This is a genomic window from uncultured Chitinibacter sp. (genome assembly GCF_945957625.1).
Classification (GTDB): Bacteria; Pseudomonadota; Gammaproteobacteria; order Burkholderiales; family Chitinibacteraceae; genus Chitinibacter; species Chitinibacter tainanensis.
On record NZ_CAMFLP010000002.1, the window covers coordinates 141,686 to 166,460 of the forward strand.

Here is a 24,775-nt window from a genome sequence, read left to right on the forward strand (position 1 = left end):
GCGCCACACGCCCATGACCCGCACAGTCCAGAATGCTGACCAACGTTTGCGCGATATTCAGCGCCTGCTGCATAGCGCGCCCGAACAGGCGCTGCAGCTAAGCGAGCAATTGCTGCGCGAAAGTCAGCAAATCGGTGATATGGCCAGTCTGGTGCAGGCCACCGTGTTTATTGCCAACACCCACAATCAGCTGGGCGTGCGCTGCGACGATCAACAACGTCTGCTTGAAGCTCTGATGATTTGCCAGCACCACGATTTACCCCATCTCGCGATGGACGTCCTTGAGCGGCTCGGCCGCGATTACTATACCGGCGGCCTGTACGCCGAATCGCTGGCGGCCTGGAAGCAATGCATCGAGGTGTGCCGCACCCTGCGCCACTGCGGCCCCACCCACGCCGATGCGCTGATTGGGCTGGGCCATGTCTGCAGCGCCTACAACGCCTACGAACAAGCGGTGGAATTTCATCGCGCGGCGCTGCAATTATTGCGCTTAAACCCACAGCTGCAGCAGCAAGCCAAAGCGCAGCTGAGCCTGGGCTGGGATCTCTATCACGCCGGCCAGATGGGTGAGGCCATCAATACCCTGCAAGCCTGTGCCGATTTCAGCCAGGCTAATGGGCTGCAACATTTTGTTTCGGAATGCCTGCTGCATCTGGGCACCATTGCCCTGAAGAGCTACCACCTGGATCAAGCCGAGCTGTATCTGACTCAGGCGCTGGAATCCATCGAGCAAACTCCGGCCCACTGGACCGAATGCAATGTGCTGGGCCAATTGGCCGAAGTGCATTTTTTGCTTGGCAATCCGCGCATGTCGCTGGACATTATCGAGCGGGCCCTGCGGCTGGCGCGCCAAGATGGCATGCGGCATATCGAAGCCCGCTTTCATGCCCAGGCCAGCGGCTATTGCGCCGCGCTGAAAGACCACGATGGCGTGGGCTTTTATGCCCAGCAACTGGATCAGATTCACCTGGAAAACAGCAAATCCTGGCATATTCCAGCGATCGACCTGAGCGACATTCGCCAGTACTTACCGAAAAAAGCCTAGGTATCTTAAGCAAAATCAATGACAACAAGCCTCGCCAGCCTATACCCTCAAGCCAAACTGCCGCGCCTAGACCGGTCGGCTTGTAATTGGCCGCTTGGCCCCCATATGCTGACGAATCATCACTGCCGCTGGAGCCGCCCATGAGCGTGCCACACCTCACCACTGCCCTGACTGGCCCCCTCTTGGAGCTGGAACGCAAAATCCTCGATGCCCAACCGGAAATCGAGCATTGGTTCCGCAATCAATGGCAAGAGCACACGCCGCCGTTTTATGGCTCGGTGGATTTGCGCAATGCCGGCTACAAGCTGGCGCCCGTGGATATGAATCTGTTTCCCGGCGGCTTTAATAATCTGAATCCGGAATTTCACCCGCTGGCCGTACAAGCGGCGATGATGGCGCTGGAAGGCTACTGCCCGGATGCGCGGCGCATTTTGCTGATTCCAGAAAACCACACCCGCAATGCGTTTTACCTGCAAAACGTAGCGGCACTGGTGAAAATCCTGCGCCAAGCCGGCATGGTGGTCCGCGTAGGTAGTCTTAGCCCCGAAATTAGCGCCCCAACCGAATTAGCCCTGCCTGATGGCAGCACCCTGCTGCAAGAGCCGGTGGTGCGCCAAGGCAATCGCGTAGGTCTGGCGGATTTTGATCCGTGCGTGGTGCTACTGAATAACGATTTGTCCGGCGGCATCCCGGCCATCTTGGAGAACATTGAACAAACCCTGCTGCCACCGCTGCACGCTGGCTGGGCGGTGCGGCGCAAAACCGGCCACTTCAGTGCTTATGACAAGGTGGTTGACGAATTTGCCAAGCTGATTGATATCGATCCGTGGTTTATTAACCCGTATTTCGAGCATGTAGATGGGCTGGATTTCCACGCCCGCGAAGGCGAAGAACAGCTGGCCGCCACGGTGGATGCGATGATCGGAAAAATCGCCGCCAAATACGCCCAGCATGGCATCGACCAAACCCCGTTTGTGATCGTGAAGGCCAATGCCGGCACCTACGGCATGGGCATTATGAGCGTGAAATCCGGCGCCGAGCTGGTGAATCTGAATCGCAAGCAGCGCAATAAAATGTCGGTAATTAAAGAAGGCCTCACCGTGCACGATGTGATCGTGCAAGAAGGGGTGCCGACTTTTGAAACCATCGACGAAGGCGTAGCCGAGCCCGTGATTTATATGCTGGATCGCTTTGTGATTGGTGGTTTCTACCGCGTACACACCGGCCGCGGCATTGATGAAAATCTGAACGCCCCGGGCATGCATTTCCAGCCGCTGGCATTTGCCACCCCGCTGACCACCCCCGATTGCGATGGCTCGCCCGATTGCGAAGCCAACCGCTTCTACGCCTACGGCGTGGTGGCGCGACTGGCCCTGCTGGCTGGCGCGCTGGAACTGGAAGCCGAACCCAACTAAGCGGAGCACCCGATGGCCCAGCTGCATATCCTGTTTGTTGCCGATCCGCTGGAAGGCTTCAAAATCTACAAAGACAGCACCTACGCCATGATGCGCGAGGCGGCGCAGCGCGGCCATCAGGTGTTTGCTTGCCTGAGTGATGATCTGCGCCTTAGCCAAGGTCGGGTGCGCGCACGGGCGCAGGCGCTGCAACTGCAGAGCGAGGCAGACGCTGGCGCTTGGTATCAGGTTACCGACACAGTCGATCGCGAGCTGGCGGATTTCTCGGCGGTGATCATGCGTAAAGATCCGCCCTTTGATCAGGCCTACCTGTATGCCACCCAGCTGTTTAGCCTGGCGGAAGCGCACGGCGCAAAGGTATTCAACCGCGGGCAGGCGCTGCGCGATCTGAATGAAAAGCTGGCGATCTTTCAATACCCAGAGCTGATCGCCCCCACGCTGGTCAGCCAGGATATGGCTGATATTCGCGCCTTTGTGGCCGAGCATGGCGATGTGATCGTTAAGCCGCTGGATGGTATGGGGGGGGCGGGTATCTTCCGCCTGACCAATCAGGATAAGAACTTGGGCAGCATACTGGAGATGCTGAGCCACAATGGCAGTCGCCTAGTGATGGCCCAACAATACCTGCCCGCCATCAAAGACGGCGACAAACGCATTTTGCTGATTGATGGTGTTCCGGTGGATTGGTGTCTGGCGCGAATTCCGGCGGCGGGCGAAACCCGCGGTAATCTGGCCGCCGGTGGCACCGGTGTTGCCCGCCCACTGAGCCCGCGTGATCGCGCGATTGCCGAACAGCTGGGGCCCAAGCTCGCCGCACAAGGCCTGCTGCTGGTGGGGCTGGATGTGATTGGCGAGCATCTGACGGAAATTAATGTCACCAGCCCGACCTGCTTTCAAGAAATCACCGCGCAATCAGGCATCAATGTGGCGGGATTATTCATCGATGCGCTGGAGCGCCGGTGCGCCTAAGCGCAGACCTGCCCCGCCTGCTGCGCGCTGGCTTGGTGCTATTGCTGTGCCTGTGGCTCAGTGCCTGCGGTAAAAACGAGCTGTATCAGCAGGAAAGCTATGTGTTTGGCACTCGCGTGCAGATCAGTATTTACGGTCTGGATGAAGCCGTAGCCGCCAAACACGCCGGCGCCGTGCTGGCTGAACTGGATCGGCTACACCGCAAGCTGCACGCTTGGCAGCCCTCCGAGCTCACCGAGCTCAACGTTGCCATTGCACGCGGAGAGAGCGTGCAGGCGGATGTTGAGCTCATCGAAATGCTGCGCAGTGCCCAGCAATATGCCCGCCAGAGTGATCAGCTGTTTAATCCAGCCGTGGGCGAGCTGGTGCGGCTGTGGGGCTTTCACCAAGACACCTTTGCGCCGGTCACTCCTGACCCCGCGCAGTTGCAAGCCGTACTGAGCGCAGCCCCCACGCTGGACGCGCTGCAAATTGAAGGCAGCAGCATCAGCAGTAGCAATCCGGCAGTGCAGATTGATCTGGGTGGTTTTGCCAAAGGCTGGGCCCTGGATCATGCCGCGCAATATTTGCGCCAGCAGCGGGTGCTCAACGCCCTGATCAATATTGGCGGCAATGTTTTAGCGCTGGGCAAAAAAGATCAGGAGCCGTGGAGCATTGGCCTGCAACACCCGCGCAAACCCTCAGCGATGGCGGTGTTACAGCTCAAAAGCGGCGAAGCCATTGGCACCTCGGGCGATTATCAGCGGTACTTTATGCAAGGCAAAGAGCGGCACAGCCACCTGATTGACCCACGCACCGGCCAGTCAGCCCACGGTATTCAAGCCGTCTCGATTATTGCCCCCCCGAGCCAGAGCGCGGGCACGATTTCCGATGTTGCTACCAAGCCGATGTTCATCGGTGGTTTGGCCACCAGCTGGCAGTATGCACAGCGCTTTGGTGTACGCGATGTACTGGTGATTAATGAGCAAGGGGAAGCCTATCTGTCGCCGAGCATGCAAGCCCGCCTGAAATGGCTAGATGCCCCCAGCCGGATTTACCGCCTGCGCTAGGCTGACGGCAAATTGCAATTTGGCCTGCGTATACTACGGCCAGTCAGCTGGCCCACAGGTAGGCACAGTGTTGCAGCGCGGCTGTTTGTCATTTTTGCTACTGCTCGAATCAGGCAAACAGTTATATGATGCATTAATTGACTGAAAACCTAATGCCCATAAGGCTTTAGGGAACGAAGAAGGAAGTACTGGTTCATGGTAGGCATAATCATCGTTACCCACTATTCGATGGGTGAGGCATTGATGACCTGTGCGCAGCACATCATGGGTCGGCCATTGCCCAATTTGGGCCAGCTTGCCGTGAGCAAAGCCGACGACCCGGAGCAGGTATTGCAACGCGCCAAAGCACTGATTGCCGAGCTGGATGATGGCGACGGCATCTTATTGCTAACCGATATTTACGGCGGCACGCCCTCCAATGTTGCCAACCGGCTGATCGAAGCCGGCAAGATCGAAGCCGTCGCCGGCGTGAATCTACCCATGCTGGTGCGGGCGCTGTCGTATAGCCATCAATCTCTCGAGATTGCCGTGAGTAAAGCCATCACCGGTGGCTTGGAAGGCGTGTTGTACATGCTCCCCGGCAACCCTTTGTAAGCAGGAACACACTATGCCGCAGCTTGAAGTCGAAATCGTCAACAAATTAGGCCTGCATGCGCGAGCCTCGAGCAAATTTACCCAGCTGGCCAGCCAGTTTCAAAGCGAAGTCTGGATCAGCCGCAATCAGAAACGTGTGAATGCCAAATCCATTATGGGCGTGATGATGTTAGCCGCCGGCAAAGGCAGCAAGATTCTGATCGACACCAGCGGCCCGGACGAAGACAAAGCCTTGGAAGCGCTCACCGCGCTGGTGGCAGATCGCTTCGGCGAAGGCGAATAAACGCAGACTTGCGCCGGATTGCCGCCTGCAGAGTGGCAACCGGCACGCCAGCCCGTGCGCTGGCCTAACCGGCGGCAACGCCAGCAGGAGGAACAGGGATGAGTATCAGCCTACACGGTTTGGGCGTGGGAGGTGGCATTGCCATCGGCCATGCTCATTTGGTATCGCACACCGATATCGAGATCGTGCATTACGTCATCCCGGCCGATGGCATCGCCGCCGAGCTGCAACGCTTTGACGAGGCCATCCGCAATACCCGTAAAGAGTTGGAAATGCTGTGGGGCAGCATCCCGGACAATGCGCCAGCCGAGCTGGGCGCTTTCCTGAGCCTGCACATCATGCTGCTCAATGACCACACCCTGTCGAAAGAGCCGCGCCACATCATTGAAACCGAGCGCTGCAATGCCGAATGGGCCGTTAAGCAGCAGCTGGATGTGTTACTTGCCCAATTTGACGAAATTGAAGAAGAATATTTACGCGAACGACGCACCGACGTCATTCAGGTCACGGAGCGAATTTTCAAAGCGCTGGCCGGCCATCAGCATGGCCCCCATGCCCTGCATTGCGGTGGCGATGACTGCATTTTGGTCGCACATGATTTGTCGCCGGCCGATATGGTGCTGTTCAAAGACACCAATTACCGGGCTTTTATCACCGATGTGGGTGGCCTGACCTCGCATACCGCTATTCTGGCGCGCTCGCTGGATCTGCCGTCCGTCTTGGCACTGCGCACCGCGCACCAGATTATCCGCGAGCAAGAGCTCATCATCGTCGACGGGATCAAAGGCTGCGTCATTATTGATCCTGATGACAAAACGCTGGCCGAATACCAGTTCCGCCAGGCCGAATGGCTCATCAAACAGCAGCAACTACAAGATATCCGTACCAAGCCGGCCGTCACCTATGACGGCACCGAAGTGGATCTCTCGGCCAATATCGAGCTGCCTGAAGATTGCGAGCTAGCGCTAGAAAATAACGCCAGCGGCGTGGGTCTGTTCCGTTCCGAATTCTTGTTTCTGAAAGAAGACGATCTACCCACTGAAGAAGAGCAATTTGTCGCCTATAAAGCGGCCGCCGAAGCCATGGCGGGTAAGCCCGTCGTGATCCGCACGATTGACTTGGGTAAAGACAAAATTCCATCCTGGCAGGCCGAGCGCGAAGCCCCCAATCCGGCGCTGGGGCTTACCGGGATTCGCCTGTGCCTAGCCGAGCCGCAAATGTTCCGCACCCAGCTGCGCGCTCTGTTACGCGCCTCGGCATTTGGCAAAATTAAATTGCTGATCCCGATGCTGTCGGCGCTGAGCGAGGCCAAACAAACGCGCCAGCATATCGAAGACATCAAGCAGCAACTGCGCGAAGAAGGCATTGCCTTTGATGAGCAGATCGAGCTTGGCGGCATGATCGAAGTCCCCGCCGCGGCCATGGCAGTGGGCGTATTCCTGCAACACCTCGATTTTATTTCAATCGGCACCAATGACCTGATTCAGTATTCGCTAGCGGTCGATCGAAATGATGATTCGGTGAGCCATTTGTATGACCCGCTCAACCCCGGGGTCTTGCAACTACTCAAACACATCATCAGCACCGCCGACAAACTCGGCAAACCTGTATCTATGTGCGGCGAAATGGCCGGCGACCCCAGCCTGACCCGACTGCTACTGGGTTTGGGGCTGCGGCGCTTCTCGATGCTGCCGATTCAATTATTGAAAGTAAAACAGCAATTACTGGGCGCCGAGCTTGGCCGGATCAAACCCATCGTTAGCAAAATGCTGAAAGCCGACGATGAAGACACGCTGCGGCAATTGCTGCAGCAGCTCAATAGCTAGCTGGGAGCTCGCCCGTGGCTCAACCCATAGGCAGCGCGCCTCACCTCCTCTCGCTGGCCTCGTTGCACGGTATGCTGGCGCAGGCCAAGGCGGACTTCACCAGTTGTTGTGAGCATAGCCAGAGTCTGGCGCTGCAAATCCTGCCACAGGCACGGCAGCATGCCGAGCCCAAGCTACTGAGCGAGACCCTGCATCTGTTGGGGCGCTGCGAGCAGGTATTACAACAAACCAGCGAAACGCTACTTCATCTGCAGGAAGCCAGCCAGCTGGCGGCTCCAGACACACTGGGCAACATTCTTGAGCTAATGGCCCGTTGTCATGCTGATCAGCAAGACGCCAGTTTAGCCATGCAGTTTTGGGGCAAGGCGCTGCAGGCGGCGCAGCCCTTTGATGACCGCGAATGCTTTGTGCAGTGCTTTCTTGGCGTGGGCAATCTGTATTTTCAGCACGAGCACTTTAATGAAGCGCTGTATTACCAAAGCCAGGCGGTCGATTGGGCCGAATTAAGCGCTGATGCCGACCTACAAGCCCAAAGCCAGCTGCATCTCGCCGCCACATTGATAAAATGCCAGCAATTCGATTTGGCGGAGCAACTACTGTTTCGCACCGAAGATCAATTGCAATTACCTGCGCGCTTAAGCTGGCTAGCGGAAGTAAACCATTATCTGGGGCAGCTCTATCAAGCCCGCGGCGATGATTTGCGCGCTGAGGTGTTTTTTCAGGCGGCCCACGATATTAACCAGCACACCGCCTACCACTGGGGGCAAACCCAAAGTCTGCTGAGCCTAGGCCGTCTGAAAATCCAGCAAGGCGCAAGCGACGCTGCCGAACATCTGTTAACGCAGGCACTGGCGCTGGCCGAAACGCACGAAAGTAATCAGCAGCGTTTGCAAATCCACCGTGAGCTATCCGCCTTGTACGAGCAGCGCGGCGACTTTATCCGCGCCACGATGCATCACATTGGCTATCACGAGCATTATCAACAACAGATTCGGCAACATACGCGGCAAAACCTCGCGGCGCTGTCCAGCCGTCGCCTGCGGCAAGCCGAAATCAAACTACGACTGCTGCGCAGCGAGCTGGAAATCCGCCAGCTACGTCAGCAAAGACATCAGGAACAAGAACGGCTAGAGCGGCTGGAAACCGCTGCTTACCGAGATGCCCTAACCGGTGTTTACAACCGGCGGGCGCTGGATGAACAACTACCGCAACTGATCCAGCAACTCGCCGAGCAAAACCTGCCTTTGTGTCTGTTGATGATCGACTTTGATCATTTCAAACAGGTTAACGACCACTATTCGCATCAGATTGGCGATGTAGTACTGCAAACTGGTATGCAGCTTCTACAAGGCATGATTCGTGATACCGATATTCTGGCGCGCTTTGGCGGGGAAGAATTTGTCCTAGCCCTACCCAAAATCCATGCGGGCCAGGCCATGCAAATCGCCGAGCGGATGCGGCGGAAAATTGCCGATTACCCTTGGAACGAAGTGACCGCTGGGCTTAAGGTCACGATTAGTCTGGGATGCGCACAATGGCATCCGGGCATGCGCCCAGCCGAGCTCATTCAACACGCTGATCTGGGCCTCTATGCCGCGAAAAATGGCGGTCGCAACCGAGTCTGTCTGCATGAGGATCGCCCATGAGCGAGGCACAAGATCTGCTCCACACGCTGGCCGAGCTGGATTTACGCTTGGATAGCGATCCGGCGTATGTCAGAGCTGCCGCACCTGAGCTCCTGAAAGCCATCCGCCGCGCTAAGCAAAGCGAATGGCTGGGGCTCACGCACCTACTACAGGCGCGCGCCAGCTACCAGCTGGGCGAAGTCCCCCTCGCCTGCGAGCAAATGCAGCAAGCCATCCGCGCCTATCAGCGCCAGCAACAGCTGCATCCACAACTGCAGTGCCATGATGAACTGGCCAACTGGCTATATAGCCAGCTGGACTACTTCCGCGCGCTGGATGAATGGCTCAAAGCGCTAGAAATCGCCACCCAGCTGCAAGCCACCGAAGGGTGTATCCGTGCCTATATCGGTGTGGGCAAAGTGCATTTGGCGTTTGGTGATGATGTAAGGGCGATGGAATGCCAGCAAATCGCCCAGCAGCTTTGCCAACCGCTAGCCGATGCGCAACTCGATTGCGAAGTCAATCTGAATATCGCCACTTCGGCCTATCGGCTGGGCGATGATCATTTAGCCGCCAGTGCGCTACTGCAGGTTGAGCAGGCGCTGGCCAAACACAGCCTGCCGCCCGCCTGGGCGGCCGAAGCCCTCACAGTGCGCGGCCTGTTGGCGCTGCGCCAAACCCAATACGAAGAGGCGCAAGAGTTACTTAGCCAAGCCTACCAGCGTTATCGCCAGCTACAACAACTTGCCGGGCAAGGGCGGGTCATGCTGGCATTGGCCCGCAGTTTTCGCGCATTACAACAGCAAGATCTGGCCGAAGAATGCCTAGAGGAAGCGGCCCGCCTCGGGGCGGCCGGCCAGTGGCCAGAAATCAGCATCGAGGCACATAGCCAGCTGGCCGAGCTGTACATCGATGCCGGCCGCTACCAGCCGGCCCTCGTGCACCGCAAAGCGTTGCACGCCTTGATCGCCGCGCAGCATCAAGAACAGGGTCAACCATTGCAATTACCCCGGCAGGCCACCAGCCAGCTGCGCAAGCTGGAACGCGAGCTGGAAACCCATAAGTGCTGGCTGCGCCTGCGCCAAGCCGCACCGACCCGCCACTAAGCCCCAGCCCGCCGGTCGCCTCGGCGGCTTGGGGTATAATCCGCTTTTTGCCTTACCCCTTGCCTCATGACTATTCAAACCACCTCGATGTCGGCCGAACTGCAGGATTACTTCCTGAATATGGCGCTGCGTGAACCGCCGATTCTGCGCGAATTACGCGAAAGCACCGCCAATCATCGGGTGGCCAAAATGTCGCTCGCACCCGAGCAAGGCGCCCTGTTGATCTGGCTGTTGCGGCTGATCAATGCCAAGCGCTACCTGGAAGTCGGCACGTTTCTGGGCTATAGCTCAACCGCCGCAGCGCTGGCGATGGGGGAAGATGGGCACGTCGTCGCCTGCGATGTGTGCGAAGAATTCACCCAAGAAGCGCAGCAGTGGTGGCAAAAAGCCGGCATCACCGAGCGCACCACGCTGCACTTGGGCCGCGCGGTTGATACCTTGGAGCGCTTACTGGCCGAGGGCCACGCTGGCCAATATGATTGCTTGTTGATCGATGCCGACAAGCCCAACTACCCCAATTACTTTGAATACGCGCTGCAACTGGTGCGCCCACGCGGGCTGATTATTCTGGACAATATGTTTCTCAATGGCCGCGTCGCCACACCGGCGGAGCATCATCCGCGCAGCGTAGCGATCCTGCACGAATTCAATCGCCAGCTGCGTGATGATCAGCGCGTGGAGCATTGCATGCTGCCCACTGGCGATGGCATGACGATTCTGTTTAAGCGCTAACTATCCATACGTATAGACCTGTAGCCCTTAGTGTATAAACCCTAGCGAGCCATACCCGCACGGGTATTTGATCCGGCATCTAACTTACCCCAGTTTTGCGGCAATGCAACAAGCGCCGCATGCCAGTGGCAAGTTAGCGCTCAGGCGCTACACTGGGAAGCATTCCTTCCCCGGTGTTCGTCATGCAAGTGCTGCAGCAGCCCTTTAGCGCCACCCCCGAATTTAGCCAGCTGATCGCCCAGATCAATGGCCAGCTGCACAATCGCCGCACCCAGGCGCAAGCCCAGCTCGACAGCCTGCTGCTGCGCTGCCGGCAAGAGCATGACGCCGTCGGGCTGATCACCACTGTGGAGCTGATGTCGCAGATCAGCTATGGCGATCAGCTGCTCAATCAGCAATACGAAGCCCTGCAAATGGCCGAAAGCCAGCATCTGCTGGCGGCGCAGGCGCGCTTACTCACCCTGATTGGTCGGGCCCTGTACGCCAGCGCCCGCTACCAAGAAGCGCTACAGCACTGGGCTCGTTGTTTGGCGGTAGCCGAGCTGGCCCAAGAAGTGGTGCCGTGGATCAAAGCCAAAATGGGCTTGGGGCAAATCTACGATGCGCTGGGCGATCCGGCCCGCGCCATTGCCCTGCACAGCGAAGCCATCCAGCGTGCCGAGGCCGTGGCCGATGCATGGCTGCTATTGCAGGCCAAAATCAATCTGGGCGTTAATCTACAAAAATTGCAGCGACTGGATGAAGCACTGGCGGCGTTTAATCATGCGCTTGATCTCGCCCGCAGCCTGCAGCATGCCGACGACGAAGCTGAAGCCCTGCTGCGCGTGGGCGGGCTGTATCTGCACAAACAAGCCTATTCGCTAGCCTTAACCGCATTGGAAGCCGCCTGCACGCTAGCCGAGCGCAGCAGCTATTGGTGGGCGCTAGGGCAGGCGCGGCTGCAACGCAGCGAGTGCCTGTTGCGGCTGCAACGCCCCAAAGAGGCGCTGCAAATGGGTTTTCAAGCGCTCGAAGCCGCCAAACAGGCCAACGCCAAACATCTGCAGCTCAAATGCCAATTGCTACTCGGCGAAATCAACGCCGAGCTCAATGAATTTGCCACCGCCTACTACACCCTGCACAGCGCTTGGCAGCTCGAGCAGCAAATCAGCCAGTCCACCCAGCGCGAGCCCTTAGCCGCGCTGGCTGAGCTCACGGCCAGCACGCCAAGCCCAGATCAACTGCTGCTTGATCTGGCTTGCAGCCCCTTACTGGCCGGCCCCGCCAGCGCCGAAGCGCGTAGCCGGCTATGCCAAGTGGCCTGCCAGGTGCTGCAAGTGGGGCAAACCAGCTGGTGGCAGCTCGCTGCCGATGGGCAGCAATTGCAATGCAAACTCCGCCACAACCAAGCCGGGTTGCCGCTACCTTGCGGCCCCGATTTAGCCCGCCCGCGGTTTACGCCGCTGCTTGAGCAGCTGGCCGCGGGGGAAACCATTATCGCTCACGCCGCCGAGCGGCATTTTTATACTTGGCAATGGAGCGAGCTGGCGCTGGCTGCACAAGGCATTGGGGCGCTGTTATTTTTCCCGATTAGGCAAGATGAGCGCTTAATTGCGGCCATCTGCTTTGAACATCTCGGCCCGCAACGTAACTGGCAACGCGCGGATGTCCTGCGCGCCGAGCGGCTGGCCCTGCTCGCATCCCGCATGTTGTGATCCGCCCGGCAACTGGCTGATCTGCAAGCAAAAACTCGCCCAAGCGGCGAAACCCCTAAAAAATTTACGGTCTTTTCGCTCCAAAATATCGCGCTATTCCGATAAAAAACAAGTATTTAGCTGCCGCAAGCGCCGCAAATCTGCGACAATACACGATTAGTCTGTTTTGTTGTCGCCATGAGTTCTGTTCAAGCCCCCCTCACCCCGATTTACCAGTTGCCGGCCGGCATGCAAGCCCGCCAGCCCGCCCCATTCTTGCCGATGAGCCGCAAGGAAATGGATGCGCTGGGTTGGGATGAGTGCGACATCATCATCGTGACGGGCGACGCCTATATCGATCACCCCAGCTTTGGCATGGCGCTCTTAGGCCGTTTGCTTGAAGCGCAAGGCTTTCGTGTGGGGGTGATTAGTCAGCCGGATTGGACTTCCGCCGAAGATTTCAAACAGCTGGGCAAACCGCGGCTGTATTTCGGCGTCACCGCCGGCAATATGGATTCGATGATCAATCGCTACACAGCCGACAAAAAGCCGCGCTCGGACGACGCCTACACCGCGGGTGGCGTGGCCGGCAAACGCCCCGATCGCGCGCTCAACGTGTATTGCCAGCGCTGCCGTGAGGCCTATCCGGGCGTACAGATTATGGCCGGCGGCATCGAGGCCAGCCTGCGCCGGATTGCCCAATATGATTACTGGAGCGACAAAATCCGCCAGTCGGCGCTGATTTACAGCAAGGCGGATCTACTGTTGTATGGCAATGCCGAACGCGCGCTGGTGGAAGTAACTCAGCGGGTTGCCGCTGGTGAGAAAATGAGCGAGATCCGCGATGTGCGGGGCACGGCCTTTCTGGTGCCGCAGGGCTGGCGCCCCGAAGGCTGGGTGGAGATGGACTCTTCCGTGGTCGACAATCCCGGAAAGATTGATCCACTGATCAACCCGTATGCCGATGAAAGCGAGCGCCAGCAAAGCGCGCAGAGCGATACCCCCAAAGATGGAGCACAGCCAATCCGTATTGTTTCACGTGAAGCACGGCTGGCCGCGCGGCGGGAAATCCGCGGCCGCACGGTAATCCGGATTCCGTCATTCGAAACGGTAACCTACGATCCGGTCAGCTATGCCCACGCCAGCCGCACATTGCATCTGGAATCCAACCCCGGCAATGCCCGCGCGCTGGTGCAGCAACATGGCGAGCGCGATGTCTGGATTAACCCGCCCCCGATTCCGCTGAAAACGGATGAAATGGATTACGTGTTTGACCAGTATTTTGCCCGTAATCCGCACCCCAGCTATGGCCAGCAAGTGATTCCGGCCTGGGACATGATCCGCTTCTCGATCAATATCATGCGCGGCTGTTTTGGCGGCTGTACCTTCTGTTCGATCACCGAGCACGAAGGCCGCGTGATCCAAAGCCGCTCGGAAGATTCGATCTTGCGGGAGATCGAGGAAATTCGCGACAAAACCGCCGGCTTTACCGGCCATATCAGCGATTTGGGCGGCCCCACTGCCAATATGTACCGGCTGGCCTGTAAAGACCCGGCCATTGAGCGCTCCTGTCGCCGGCTGTCCTGTGTTTACCCGGGTATTTGTGAAAACCTGAATACCGACCACAGCAGCCTGATTCAGCTCTATCGCAAAGCGCGCAAGATTCCGGGCGTGAAGAAAATTACCATCGGCTCGGGCCTGCGCTACGATCTGGCGGTGGAATCGCCCGAATATGTGAAAGAGCTGGTCACCCACCATGTCTCGGGCTATCTGAAAATCGCACCGGAGCACACCGAAGAAGGCCCATTATCGAAGATGATGAAGCCGGGTATCGGCACCTTCGAGCGCTTTAAAGACATGTTCGACCACTACAGCAAGCTGGCCGGCAAAAAGCAGTATCTGATTCCGTATTTCATCGCCGCCCACCCCGGCACCAGCGATGAAGACATGCTGAATCTGGCATTGTGGCTAAAGAAAAACAATTTCCGCCCCGATCAGGTGCAGGCCTTTACGCCCACGCCGATGGCCATGGCCACCACCATGTGGCACACCAAGCGCAATCCACTCAAACGCATTGCGCGTAGCTCGGAAAAAGTGGACATCATTCGGGATGAAAAACGCCGTAAAGTCCACAAAGCCTTTTTGCGTTATCACGATCCAAAAAACTGGCCGCTGCTGCGCGAAGCGCTGATCAATATGGGCCGTGCCGATTTGATCGGCCCGGGGCAGCACCAGCTGATCCCGCCAGAAAGCGCCGCCGAGAAAAGCATGAGTGCGCCAAAAGGCAATGCCCGCGGTGGCGGCGGCCCAGGCTCGGTGGGCCGGATACCCAACCGGGGTAAAGCCACCAATGGAAACCAGAGAAATACCACCGGGGCAATACCCCGCAATATCGCTGGCAAGCCCCTGGCCAAAGCCGGTGGCCCCGCCAGCAACTTCGCCGGCAGCAAACCAGCCAACAACAAGGCCGGCGCCAAACCTGCCAGCCCACGCCCAGCAGCGGGCAAACCCGCCGGTAGCGCGAAAAAGCCACGCTGAGCGGGCTTATAGCGCCAAGTCGGGCGACTCCTGCCCACAAAAAAGCCCCGCACTGCGGGGCTTTTTATTCTGGCGATCAGTACTGGCTAAGGCTTAATTGCGGCTTGGATTGATTTTGAAAATCCGCGCAATCGGCGCGCTGCTGGCCGGGCCAAACCAGCGGTTGAAAATCGTCAGCGCTTCGCCGCTGTTTTCCATATCCACCAGCGCATTATTAATCGCGGTTTGCAGGGTTTTCTCGTTTTTAGGGATACCGACCGAATACACTTCCAGTGCCAAGGCGAAATCGGTAATCGCATAGCGATTGCGCTGGGCTTCCGGCAGTTTGTTCAGCGCCATGGCCAATACTGGCGCATCGTCCACCACACCTTCCACGATATCGGCATTCAGCGCCTTGATGGTTTCCGGCACATCATCAAACTCGGCCAGCTTGGTTTTGCTGAAGTTTTGCCGCAAGAGCTTGGCGCCGGTTGAGGCATTCACCGCCGCCAGATAAGCACCGGCCAAGTCTTTATCGCTTTTGAAACGACCTTTCTTAGCCAGAATGCGCGTATCGGTCACAAAATAACCCACGCTGAAATCAATCTCTTTTTCCCGCTCAGGTGTGCGCGATAGCACGGCGATCACGATGTCAGCCTTGCCTTGTTTCAGCCACGGCAGGCGATCATTGGATTCCAGGGTTTTGAAGATCGGTTTGACATTCAGGCGCTTGGCAATGCCTAGGGCGAAATCAATGTCATAGCCGCGCAAGGCGCGGGTTTGCGGATCCATTTGCGAGAACGGCGGCGACGAATCACGCACCCCGATCACGATGGTGCCGTTGCGCTGGATGCTTTCCAGCGATGTAGCCTGAACCCATTGGGTCATGGCCAGCAATACGATGGCCAATAAGGAACGAAACATACTGCTTCCCCTTGCGGTGCGATGGTCTTTTTAATGTAGCCGTTCTGCGGCGAACTGCAGCGCCTTTTCCATCCCGCGAAGGTGAAGTAAGGCGATGCAAGTCGCGCAGTGTAGGCCAATTTATGACAGCAGCCTGTTAGGGAAACAACTAAGCCCGACAGCGCGGGCTTAGGATTAGCCGAGCTGGCGCAGTGCCGCGTGCAGATGGTCGCGATAGCGGGCAAAATCGCTCTCGATTTGCGGGGCTTTGATCACGTCATTGCACATAAAGGTGGGCAGTGGCTGCAGTCCCAGAAACTGATTGGCTTTATGCAGCGGAAAATACACCGCATCCACCCCGCGCCCTTCAAAAAACTGCACTGGGTCGCTAAAGGCCTCGGTAGGGGCATTCCAGGTGACCGAAAGCAGATAGCGTTTACCCGCCAACAGGCCGCCTGAGCCGTATTTTTTGCTCGCATCGTGGCGGCTGCGGCCATCGCTGGCATACAGCCGGCCGTGGCCGGCGGTAAAGACTTCATCGAGGTATTTTTTCAACGTCCATGGTGGGCCCATCCACCAGGCTGGCATTTGGTAAATCAGCACATCCGCCGCCAAGATTTTCTCGACTTCAGCCTCGATCTCGTAGCCTGCTTCCAGCTCAGTCACGCTGACCTGATGCCCCAGCTGACGCAGCTCGTCTTGCGCCAGCGCCGTCAGCGCATTGTTGAGGCCACCCGCCGAATGCGCCATGGCTTTGGCTGCGTTGATGATGAGAACATGGGCCATAGGGCACCTCCTGAGCAGACAAAATAGAATGTCAAAAGCATATCGCGCGCCCGGGGCGGGCAATAGGCGACTTTTACCGGCTAGGGCTGGTAAAAATACATGCAGGCGGCGAAAACTGATATTTAACCCAGGGTATACCTCCACAGGCATTTTCCAGCAATGGCCACAAGGCGATACCCTAACAAGTCAGGACCGCTGACCTAAGCAAAAAAGTCGCTAGGCGAGCAGGCAAATTGCCGCTTAAACATCGCGCTAAAGGCACTGGGGCTGTTGTAGCCACAATCGAGCGCAACATCCAGCACCCGCTCGCCTTGCGCCAGCCGCTCTAGCGCATTCAGTAGCCGCGCCTGCCGGCGCCAATCGCCCAACGTCATGCCGGTGGCTTTGCGAAACCGGCGCTGCAGAGTGCGCACTTCCAGCCCGGCGTGGCTCGCCCAATCTTCGCTACTGCGTGCGTCATCCGGCTCGGCCAGCAGCGCACGGCAAATGGGGGCCAACAGCGGGTCAGCCGGCATTGGCAGCTGCAAACTCAGGGTGGGCAACGATTTCACTTCATTCAGCAGCAATTCGGCAATCAGCCGCTGCCGTGGCGGCATGGGCTGCACTTCATAATCAATACTGATCGCCGCCAAAATCAGCTCACGCATTAGCGGCGTGATTTCCAGTACGCAACATTCCGCAGGCAAGCCCGGCACCGCATCCGGTCGCACATACAGCGAGCGCACTTCCACATGCCCAATCATCAGCACCTCATGCCACACCCCGGGCGGCACCCAGATCCCGCGATTGGGCGGCACGATCCATTGCCCGTGCGGGGTAATCACCCGCATCACCCCGCTAATGGCATACAGCAGCTGGGTCACCTCATGCCAATGCCGCGGGGTGGAAGAGCCGGGTGGATGATCGGCGGCCTTGCCATGCAATAAGGCCCCCTGCATCGCCCGCAGGGGGCCAACTCGTTCAACCAGCATGTCGTTTTCTCGATGGTGTTTGTCATATTTGCGTGCGACAGACATAGCTTAGCGCCCTAAGATGGCTTTGTCTTGCGCAAGACGCTTGTCGTTTTCATTCACCCGCAGGAGTACACCCATGACCACCGCCGCCACCGTGCGTGCCGCCGTTAGCGATGCCGCGCAGCGCACCCAATACCGCGTTCTGGGGGCCATCAGCAGCGCGCATTTTTTAAATGACATGATGCAATCGCTGATTCTGGCGCTTTACCCCATGCTTAAAGGCACATATCACCTCAGTTTTACCCAGCTGGGGCTGCTCACGCTCACCTACCAGCTCGCCGCCTCGATCTTGCAACCGCTGGTGGGGCAAATCACCGACCGCCGCCCTCAGCAACACGCCCTGGTCGTCGGCATGGGCTTTACGCTGGCGGGCTTGTTACTGCTGTCACAAGCGCACACCTTTGCGCTGTTGCTGCTGGCCGCTGCGCTGGTGGGCACCGGCTCATCGATTTTCCACCCGGAAGCCTCACGCATTGCCCGCTTGGCCTCGGGCGGGCAGCATGGCTTGGCTCAGTCGCTGTTTCAGGTGGGCGGCAATGCCGGCAGTGCCTGCGGCCCTTTGCTGGCGGCGCTGATCGTAATTCCACTCGGACAACCCAGCTTGGCGTGGTTTTCTGGCGCCGCCTTGCTGGCCATGGCCGTCTTGCACTGGATTAGCCGCTGGTTTGCCGCCCAACACCGGGCGCAAACCCGCCACGCCACGGCCAAAGCCATGCCCTTTAGCCGCGGGAAAACCATCTGGATTATGGGCGTGTTGCTCACGCTGCTGATGACCAAATTTGTGTATATGGCCAGCTTTCAGAGCTACTACACTTTTTATCTGATCGAGCGCTTTGCCCTCGCGCCGCAACAGGCGCAGCTGCTGCTGTTCGTGTTTTTGTTTGCCGTAGCGCTGGGCACTTTGGCCGGTGGACCGATTGGCGACCGGCTGGGGCGCAAAGTGGTGATCTGGTTTTCGATTCTGGGCGCCGCGCCCTTTGCCCTGTGGCTGCCGCAGGTGGGGCTGGCCGGCACCGTGTTGCTGAGCTTTGTGGTGGGACTGATTATGTCGTCGGCGTTCTCCGCCATGCTGGTCTATGCGCAAGAATTAATGCCGGGCAAGGTGGGCACGGTAGCCGGTTTATTCTTTGGCCTGGCGTTTGGCATCGCCGGCCTTGGCGCGGCGCTGGTGGGGCGGCTGGCCGATCACTATGGCATTGTGGCGGTGTATCAGGCGCTGGCCTATTTGCCGCTACTGGGGATTGTGGCCGGTTTGCTGCCCAAGCTGAAATAAGCACCGCCTGCCCGGCATCGGTCATGGCGGCGCAGCCAGCATGACCGTTCTGCGCCAAGGCAAACATCGCTGCACAAGCCCATGCGATAATGGGCTTTTGCAGCGATCTATCATTGCCAAATACCCCACATGGGTATCAACCCAGAGGCAATGATTTAAATAAAGAATCAGGCTATACCCATGAGCAGCACACCTTATTATTGCGAACTGAGCACGGAACATCGTCAACAGGCCCAGCGCCATGTGGCGCAAATTGTAGAACAAGCGATTGAACATCCGGCCGGCGCGCCCGCCCTGATCGTGTTTGATACCGAATGCCCGCTCGCCCCGCTGCTGGCCGACGCGTATCAGGCCGCCTTGCCGCAAGCGCCGCGGCTGGAAATCAGCACGGTAAGTAACGAAGAAGTGCTGGCCCGTTTTGCCGCGCTGCCCGCTGGCGCGCTGGTGGTGCTGATTCAATCCACACATTTTCGGCTAGATGCCTATCGCCTGCGGGTGCAGCTCTTTGCGCAAGGGCTGAAGGTCATCGAACACGTACACCTTGCCCGCATGATTAACGCCGAGGCGCCGCGCTATATCGCCGCCCTGGCTTACGATGCCGACTACTATCGGGGCACCGGCCAGGCGCTGCAGGCGCGCATCGCCAGCGCCCCGCATGCCCGGCTGATCAGTGCACGCGGCGATGTACTGCATTACGGCCCACTCGAGCCGGCCAAGCTCAATGTCGGCGACTATCGGCAGCTGAACAATATTGGCGGGCAATTTCCGATTGGCGAAGTATTTACCGAAGCCATTGACCTCACCAGCGTGCATGGCCGCGCGCAAGTGTATGTGTTTGGCGATACCACCTTCCACTGCAATTTCCCCGCCACGCCAATCACCATCGAAGTGGCCGCCGGACGCATTGTGGCCGTGGAAGACAGCACACCCGAATTCGACGCGGTGCTGGCGCGGATCCGCGAAGTAGAAGGCGAAGTATGGCTGCGCGAACTGGGCCTTGGGCTCAACCGCGCCTTTGATCGCGAGAACACCGTGAGCGATATTGGCACCTACGAGCGCCTATGCGGCGTACACCTTTCGCTAGGCGCCAAACACGGCAGCTACAACAAACCGCAATTCAAGCGCAAAGACACCCGCTTTCACATCGATGTCTTCGTGGATATTGCCGGCGGGGTATGGCTGGGGGAAGAGAACCTCTACCAGCAGGGGCGCTGGGTGGTGTAGTGATCTCAGCAAGTAAAAACGGGCGCCTTAGCGCCCGTTTTTTCACTGCACGCGAGCTTACTTGCTCGCAGGCCGCAGCGCTTGGTTGATTTGTTTTAACAAGGTCTCTTTGCGATCACCGGATAGCTCCCAAATCATCGCACCGCCCAGTTTTTTCTGCTTTAGATAATCCAGCTTCAAACCCAGCGACTGGTTGTCTTCATAGGTAATGAATTCGCCACTTTTAGGGTTAAACAAAAATGGGACTTTGCTAACATCGTTCCAATAACGGGTAAAACCATCTTGATTGACGAGTTTTTTCTCGATCTCGCTATAGTCCAGATTGCCTGCTTCCCAGCTCCCACGACCTTTGCCCGCGCAATCTTGGTACTCACCATTATTTTCGGCCTTACAACCCTTCCAGCTGTACCCATAAAATGGCACCCCTAAGACAATTTTCTGGCTCGGCACTCCTTCAGCCAATAGCATCTCCACCACTTTGCTGATGTTATTGTTCGGGCTGTTACTCTCGCGGGTATAGGCTGGATCATGGTATAGCGGCGCAACATGACCGGAATGCTTATTCCAGCCACCGTTGTAGTCGTACGCCATCAAGTTCATGAAATCGACCACTTGCGCCACCTTGCCCATCTCGGTGTTTTTAATCCAGCGCTCACCCGGCCCAATCGCTGTCGTCAACAGATAGGATTTTTTATCTGCCTTGCCGGCGACATCTAGTGCTTCACGCAGGGCGGTCATCAGCAAGGTGTAGTTCTGTTTGTCTTCCGGGCGCTCGATATTGCCAGCATTTCCGCCAGTGACAGGGAATTCCCAATCAATATCCACCCCATCGAACTGATGCTGACGAATAAATTCAACCGCACTATCAGCAAACACCTTCCGACTTTGCGGGGTTAGCGCCACATCGGAGAAATGTTTCGACCAGGTCCAGCCCCCTACCGAGATGAGCGTTTTCAGGTTTGGATTTTTCTTTTTCAGCTGCCGTAGCTGACGGAAATTATTTTTACCGCTGCTATCCACATTGCCATCCCCAATCACCACCTTGCCGCCCTCAATATTGGCAAAGGCAAAATTCAGATGCGTGAGCTTTGTTGGGTCTACGTCACTGGGCATGTAATTACGGGTATAGGCTCCCCAAGAGATTGAGTACCCTACCACTTTGTAATCTGCCTCTGCAGCAGCGGCGAGCTGCACAGCCCCGATCATCATGCCGGCCAATACAAACCGGGCTATTCCTGTTTTCATTTGCGCGTACCTTCTTGGTTTTATTCGTCATTCCTAAATAAACCAAGCCAATGGCCTGATACCTAGGTTGCACCAGTATAGAGGTGACGCCAGCTCACCTAAGTAAGCCACACGTGAATGTTGCAAAGAAGTTTCAGTGCAGACCTTGTCCACAGCGAGGCCAGTGATGGTGAGCGTGCCCATAGCCCTTTATGAGCACGTATACCACCTTGGTTAGCTCACCTAGAGAAGTCTGGGCTCGCAGCAATCAAATTGCATTTCGTCGGTTCATTCTGCCGACTATCGCCACTGATAGCGGCGAATGCTCTGCCTGCACACCATACTAAAATGCCCTGATGCGCAAGGACTTGCCGTGCACACCGCCCTCGCCCGCATTGATCGCGTTTCTCGCGAGCATCCTTTTTTGGCTTTCCGGCTGGCAGTGCATTTTGCCGCCGAAGCGGAGGCGGCTGGGCGGGATGATTTACTCCTAGATGCCTGCTATGCGCGCTATCTGATTCATGAACGACGAGGTGAGATCCACCTGATCCAAGGTGAAATCGAGGCTGGCATCGCGACCGCCAACCGCCTAGGGCTTACCGCCCAAGGCGCACGGCTACTGCAGGCGCGGGGACGAATCGCCCAGATTCAGGGCCGCTATCAACAGGCGATTGAGGCCTGGATGCAGGCACTCGAACTCGCCACCGTGGTCGAGGATCACGAGACACAGGCTGAAGCCCGCATTGGCCTTGCCCATGCCAATATCGAGCTGCAAAACCCGGATGAAGGCCGTCGCTATTTGCTATCGGCCAGCGCACCGGTGGCTGCCGCCGGTAGCGTTTACCTCTCCGCCAAACTTGCACTAAATCTCGGGGTGATGTGTGTGCAGTATCAGCAATGGGCTGAATCATTGCAGCATTTCACAACCGGCTTGGCGCATGCGCAGGCGGGGCGCATCCGTGAATACGTGGCCGAAGCCTACTGGCATATTGGCCATGCGCAAATGGAACTCACTCAGCTCGCTAGCGCCGAAACCAATCTGCAGCAGGCCATTGAACTCTCACGGCAAATTCATTGCCTGTGGCTTGAAAGTGTCAGCCTCGATTCGCTGGCCACGCTCTTTCGTCATAGCGGGCGGCTAAGCGACGAGATTACCTGTCTGCTGAGTGCCTACACCCTCGCCGAGAAAACCGGCTCACTAGCGCGCCAGCTGGATTATGTCACCGCCTTGGTCAACGCCTACGAGCGGCAGGGCAATCTGGTGCAGGCGATGCACTGGGTGCACCTGGAACGACAGCTCAATGCCGAGCATTTCAAGCGCAGCTTGGCACCGGTTCATCGCAACATGAAAGCGCTGGATTTAAGCGAGCAAGATGCGCATGAACAACTGCTGACCTTGTCGCTACAAGAATTGAGCGATATCCACCTTGAAGAAGCACTGCCCAACCTATTAGTGCAGGCTAAACCACTGCTGCAAGTGGAATGGCTGGGCCAATGGCTTCACCATCCCCAGCGAGCGGCAGCGATACTTGCTGCCGAAGCGCCAACCTTAGGCCTGGCAGCCAAAACTATACGCGCGGATGAATTTCCCGCCACCCAGCGTTTACTCACGCAACTCAGTAGCCCATTACCGCTTTCGCGTGCCACCCTGCATGAAGCTGCGGCTGAATTTGCCCGCCTGCTAGGCCAGCCCATTACCTCACTGCTATTTTTGCCGGTACGGCAGCGACAACAATGCGGGCTACTGGTACTCAGTCAAGGTAAGGGCCCCGCGGCACTCCCGCACAACTGGAGCCGCGATGATCTATTTCGCGCCAGCTTGCTGCAACAACTCATCGAGCGCCAGCTGGCAGAAGATGCACGCCAACAGCTACAACAGGCGCTCGAACGCGGCGAGCGGGTCCATGCGCTGGGCGCTTTGGTCGCGGCCGTGGCGCATGAGCTGAATACGCCCGTGGGCGTGTGCGTCACCACGGCCAGCATCCTCAGCAGCAACCTGCAGCGTTTACAAGATGACTTCAGCCGCGGCAAGCTGGCCAAATCGGTACTGAGCGAGTTCCTCGCCCAGCACAGCAGCGCCAGCGACACGCTCGAACGCAATCTGAGCCGAGTCGTGGCGTTGATCGAGCGCTTTCGCAATCTGAGCAAACAGCCCGCGAGTGACCCATGGCAAAGCGTAAATCTAGGCGAACTACTCAACAGCCTAGCCCCCGACTATCGAGCTGCAACTACATGGCGCCACGCTACACACGGCAGTGCCAGTGGTGGTACTAGCGCAGATTTTGGGGCAGCTGTTTGAAAATGCGGCCCAACACGCCTTCAGTGGCCCCCAAGCGGGTTGCTTGCAATTAAGCTGGGCACAAGTAGGGGATGAGATCGAGCTGGTGTATCAGGATGATGGCCATGGCGTAGCGGCCAAACAGGTAAAACGGATTTTTGATCCCTTTTTTACTTCTAAATTTGGACAAGGCACCAATGGGCTGGGACTCACCCGTGTCTATCAACTGGTCACACAGCAGCTCCACGGCAGCTTGCATGCAGAAAGTGATCTTGGCCACGGCCTGAGGCTCACGATTCGCTGGCCATGGCGGCAAGCATAAAGGGGTATTGCCCATAAACCATCGAGATCTATGGCCTATGGCGAGACACCCCCTTATTCATTCACTTGCTCATGTCTTACTGGTCAAACCCAAAACCCTGCTTGCGTGCCACTGGGGCCACTTGCGGGAAATAGAATTGCGAGTAGAACTGCGCGGTATTGGCTGACCATGGTTTGCCATCGCCACGGCCAATGCTTTGCCAGAATTCGCTCAGCGTTTGATCGTAGGCATCGATGTGCGCCGGCAGATCGGCCGCTTGGTAGGTTTCGTGATGCACAAAGCTGGCGCGCGGCAGGCGTGGTTTCAGCGGGCTATCGGTGGCCACATGGTCGATCACCACCCCGGCAATCGGGAAGGTATTCGCTGGCAGTTGCAGCAAATCAATCATCGCCTGTGGATCACGGCGAATACCCCCGATAGGTACTACGCCCAAACCAGCCGCCCGTGCCGCGGTCATCAGATTACCCAGAGCAATACCGGCATCGACCGCGCCCACGCCAAAGCCTTCCACGCTTTGCTGAATCACATGTTCGATACCGTGCTTGGCCAAAGCCTGGCTGGTTTTGTGGAAATCGATCACTACCGTCACAAACACCGGCGCTTGGGCAATCCAGGGCTGGCCACCGGCGATTTCGGCGATTTTGGCGCGGCGGGCGGCATCTTGTACCACCACCAGCGACACTTGCTGGCCATTGATCGAGGTTGGGCCTTTGTAGGCCGCATCCAAAATGGCATCCAGCACTGCGGGCTCAATGGCTTGCTCGGTGTAGCTACGGACACTGCGGTGTTGGTGCATCAGTTCCAGCGTGGCATTCATGGTGTATCTCCAAAGTACAGTCAATCAATTAGACCAGTCGTCTAGTTTAAAACTCAAAAAAAGCCGCCGTGAGGCGACGGAACATCTGCCGGCCCGTAGGC

General features: G+C 57.6%; 21 protein-coding genes. 16 read left to right on the forward strand and 5 right to left on the reverse strand.

Annotation, left to right across the window (positions count from 1 at the left end):
* Positions 1 to 13: 13 nt before the first annotated feature.
* The 12 genes from QV747_RS04520 (at position 14) to QV747_RS04575 (ending at position 14,855) form a co-directional block, all read left to right on the forward strand.
* Positions 14 to 1,045 (forward strand): tetratricopeptide repeat protein, encoded by a 1,032-nt coding sequence (locus QV747_RS04520; RefSeq protein WP_028450523.1) that lies wholly within the window; start codon positions 14 to 16, stop codon positions 1,043 to 1,045.
* A 140-nt stretch (positions 1,046 to 1,185) separates the two neighbouring features.
* Entirely contained in the window at positions 1,186 to 2,460 is a 1,275-nt protein-coding gene (gene gshA / locus QV747_RS04525) for a glutamate--cysteine ligase (protein ID WP_273429454.1), read from the forward strand.
* A 21-nt stretch (positions 2,461 to 2,481) separates the two neighbouring features.
* Positions 2,482 to 3,429 carry a glutathione synthase gene (gshB, locus tag QV747_RS04530; RefSeq protein ID WP_273429695.1) on the forward strand — a complete coding sequence of 316 codons (948 nt, stop codon included), beginning with the start codon at positions 2,482 to 2,484 and terminating at the stop codon, positions 3,427 to 3,429.
* On the forward strand, positions 3,420 to 4,478 hold the full coding sequence (locus tag QV747_RS04535) for an FAD:protein FMN transferase (RefSeq protein ID WP_273429453.1): 1,059 nt from the start codon (positions 3,420 to 3,422) through the stop codon (positions 4,476 to 4,478). The genes gshB and QV747_RS04535 overlap by 10 nt, the downstream gene beginning before the upstream one ends.
* Before the next feature lie 195 nt (positions 4,479 to 4,673).
* Complete coding sequence (locus QV747_RS04540) at positions 4,674 to 5,072, forward strand: PTS sugar transporter subunit IIA (protein WP_028450527.1); 399 nt, start codon at positions 4,674 to 4,676, stop codon at positions 5,070 to 5,072.
* A gap of 13 nt (positions 5,073 to 5,085) precedes the next feature.
* The gene (locus tag QV747_RS04545) at positions 5,086 to 5,355 is read left to right on the forward strand and encodes an HPr family phosphocarrier protein (RefSeq protein ID WP_028450528.1); all 270 of its coding nucleotides are present in this window, start codon (positions 5,086 to 5,088) and stop codon (positions 5,353 to 5,355) included.
* Between the two features lie 98 nt (positions 5,356 to 5,453).
* A complete protein-coding gene (ptsP, locus tag QV747_RS04550) occupies positions 5,454 to 7,181 on the forward strand; it encodes a phosphoenolpyruvate--protein phosphotransferase (RefSeq protein WP_047396855.1) in 1,728 nt (575 codons plus the stop codon).
* Positions 7,182 to 7,195: 14 nt separating this feature from the next.
* The gene (locus QV747_RS04555; protein ID WP_273429447.1) at positions 7,196 to 8,827 is read left to right on the forward strand and encodes a diguanylate cyclase; all 1,632 of its coding nucleotides are present in this window, start codon (positions 7,196 to 7,198) and stop codon (positions 8,825 to 8,827) included.
* Positions 8,824 to 9,912 carry a hypothetical protein gene (locus tag QV747_RS04560; protein ID WP_273429446.1) on the forward strand — a complete coding sequence of 363 codons (1,089 nt, stop codon included), beginning with the start codon at positions 8,824 to 8,826 and terminating at the stop codon, positions 9,910 to 9,912. The genes QV747_RS04555 and QV747_RS04560 overlap by 4 nt, the downstream gene beginning before the upstream one ends.
* Positions 9,913 to 9,978: 66 nt before the next feature.
* Positions 9,979 to 10,644: an O-methyltransferase gene (locus QV747_RS04565; RefSeq protein ID WP_028450532.1), complete on the forward strand. Its 666-nt coding sequence runs from the start codon at positions 9,979 to 9,981 to the stop codon at positions 10,642 to 10,644.
* Between the two features lie 182 nt (positions 10,645 to 10,826).
* Complete coding sequence (locus QV747_RS04570; protein ID WP_273429443.1) at positions 10,827 to 12,338, forward strand: GAF domain-containing protein; 1,512 nt, start codon at positions 10,827 to 10,829, stop codon at positions 12,336 to 12,338.
* A 177-nt stretch (positions 12,339 to 12,515) separates the two neighbouring features.
* Positions 12,516 to 14,855 (forward strand): YgiQ family radical SAM protein, encoded by a 2,340-nt coding sequence (locus tag QV747_RS04575; RefSeq protein ID WP_373317281.1) that lies wholly within the window; start codon positions 12,516 to 12,518, stop codon positions 14,853 to 14,855.
* A gap of 93 nt (positions 14,856 to 14,948) precedes the next feature.
* Here QV747_RS04575 and QV747_RS04580 read toward each other — a convergent pair whose 3' ends face one another.
* From QV747_RS04580 to QV747_RS04590, 3 genes are all read right to left on the reverse strand, one after another.
* A complete protein-coding gene (locus QV747_RS04580) occupies positions 14,949 to 15,758 on the reverse strand; it encodes a transporter substrate-binding domain-containing protein (protein WP_273429441.1) in 810 nt (269 codons plus the stop codon).
* Between the two features lie 174 nt (positions 15,759 to 15,932).
* Entirely contained in the window at positions 15,933 to 16,523 is a 591-nt protein-coding gene (locus QV747_RS04585) for an NAD(P)H-dependent oxidoreductase (RefSeq protein ID WP_273429439.1), read from the reverse strand.
* A gap of 200 nt (positions 16,524 to 16,723) precedes the next feature.
* Positions 16,724 to 17,539, reverse strand: coding sequence for a helix-turn-helix transcriptional regulator (locus tag QV747_RS04590; protein ID WP_273429436.1), 816 nt, complete (start codon positions 17,537 to 17,539; stop codon positions 16,724 to 16,726).
* A 73-nt stretch (positions 17,540 to 17,612) separates the two neighbouring features.
* Between QV747_RS04590 and QV747_RS04595 the strand changes: the two genes are divergently transcribed.
* Positions 17,613 to 18,809, forward strand: coding sequence for an MFS transporter (locus QV747_RS04595; RefSeq protein WP_273429435.1), 1,197 nt, complete (start codon positions 17,613 to 17,615; stop codon positions 18,807 to 18,809).
* A gap of 180 nt (positions 18,810 to 18,989) precedes the next feature.
* A complete protein-coding gene (locus tag QV747_RS04600) occupies positions 18,990 to 20,033 on the forward strand; it encodes a hypothetical protein (protein WP_273429434.1) in 1,044 nt (347 codons plus the stop codon).
* A 57-nt stretch (positions 20,034 to 20,090) separates the two neighbouring features.
* On the opposite strand, the gene QV747_RS04605 is transcribed toward QV747_RS04600, so the two are convergent.
* Positions 20,091 to 21,227, reverse strand: a complete 1,137-nt coding sequence (locus QV747_RS04605; protein ID WP_273429432.1) for a glycoside hydrolase family 18 protein — start codon at positions 21,225 to 21,227, stop codon at positions 20,091 to 20,093.
* A gap of 403 nt (positions 21,228 to 21,630) precedes the next feature.
* Between QV747_RS04605 and QV747_RS04610 the strand changes: the two genes are divergently transcribed.
* Together QV747_RS04610 and QV747_RS04615 are read left to right on the forward strand one after the other, a co-directional pair.
* Complete coding sequence (locus QV747_RS04610; protein ID WP_273429431.1) at positions 21,631 to 23,556, forward strand: histidine kinase dimerization/phospho-acceptor domain-containing protein; 1,926 nt, start codon at positions 21,631 to 21,633, stop codon at positions 23,554 to 23,556.
* Complete coding sequence (locus tag QV747_RS04615) at positions 23,522 to 23,857, forward strand: ATP-binding protein (RefSeq protein WP_273429692.1); 336 nt, start codon at positions 23,522 to 23,524, stop codon at positions 23,855 to 23,857. Before QV747_RS04610 ends, QV747_RS04615 begins: the two co-directional genes overlap by 35 nt.
* A 76-nt stretch (positions 23,858 to 23,933) precedes the next feature.
* Here QV747_RS04615 and QV747_RS04620 read toward each other — a convergent pair whose 3' ends face one another.
* Positions 23,934 to 24,674 (reverse strand): NADPH-dependent oxidoreductase, encoded by a 741-nt coding sequence (locus tag QV747_RS04620; protein ID WP_273429429.1) that lies wholly within the window; start codon positions 24,672 to 24,674, stop codon positions 23,934 to 23,936.
* Positions 24,675 to 24,775: the final 101 nt, after the last annotated feature.

Bases quoted from the DNA above. Each gene is read 5' to 3' on its own strand.
- QV747_RS04520 (WP_028450523.1), top strand. From the start codon at position 14: ATGACCCGCACAGTCCAGAATGCTGACCAACGTTTGCGCGATATTCAG.
- gshA (WP_273429454.1), top strand. From the start codon at position 1,186: ATGAGCGTGCCACACCTCACCACTGCCCTGACTGGCCCCCTCTTGGAG.
- QV747_RS04540 (WP_028450527.1), top strand. From the start codon at position 4,674: ATGGTAGGCATAATCATCGTTACCCACTATTCGATGGGTGAGGCATTG.
- QV747_RS04545 (WP_028450528.1), top strand. From the start codon at position 5,086: ATGCCGCAGCTTGAAGTCGAAATCGTCAACAAATTAGGCCTGCATGCG.
- ptsP (WP_047396855.1), top strand. From the start codon at position 5,454: ATGAGTATCAGCCTACACGGTTTGGGCGTGGGAGGTGGCATTGCCATC.
- QV747_RS04560 (WP_273429446.1), top strand. From the start codon at position 8,824: ATGAGCGAGGCACAAGATCTGCTCCACACGCTGGCCGAGCTGGATTTA.
- QV747_RS04565 (WP_028450532.1), top strand. From the start codon at position 9,979: ATGACTATTCAAACCACCTCGATGTCGGCCGAACTGCAGGATTACTTC.
- QV747_RS04570 (WP_273429443.1), top strand. From the start codon at position 10,827: ATGCAAGTGCTGCAGCAGCCCTTTAGCGCCACCCCCGAATTTAGCCAG.
- QV747_RS04575 (WP_373317281.1), top strand. From the start codon at position 12,516: ATGAGTTCTGTTCAAGCCCCCCTCACCCCGATTTACCAGTTGCCGGCC.
- QV747_RS04580 (WP_273429441.1), bottom strand. From the start codon at position 15,758: ATGTTTCGTTCCTTATTGGCCATCGTATTGCTGGCCATGACCCAATGG.
- QV747_RS04585 (WP_273429439.1), bottom strand. From the start codon at position 16,523: ATGGCCCATGTTCTCATCATCAACGCAGCCAAAGCCATGGCGCATTCG.
- QV747_RS04590 (WP_273429436.1), bottom strand. From the start codon at position 17,539: ATGTCTGTCGCACGCAAATATGACAAACACCATCGAGAAAACGACATG.
- QV747_RS04595 (WP_273429435.1), top strand. From the start codon at position 17,613: ATGACCACCGCCGCCACCGTGCGTGCCGCCGTTAGCGATGCCGCGCAG.
- QV747_RS04600 (WP_273429434.1), top strand. From the start codon at position 18,990: ATGAGCAGCACACCTTATTATTGCGAACTGAGCACGGAACATCGTCAA.
- QV747_RS04620 (WP_273429429.1), bottom strand. From the start codon at position 24,674: ATGAATGCCACGCTGGAACTGATGCACCAACACCGCAGTGTCCGTAGC.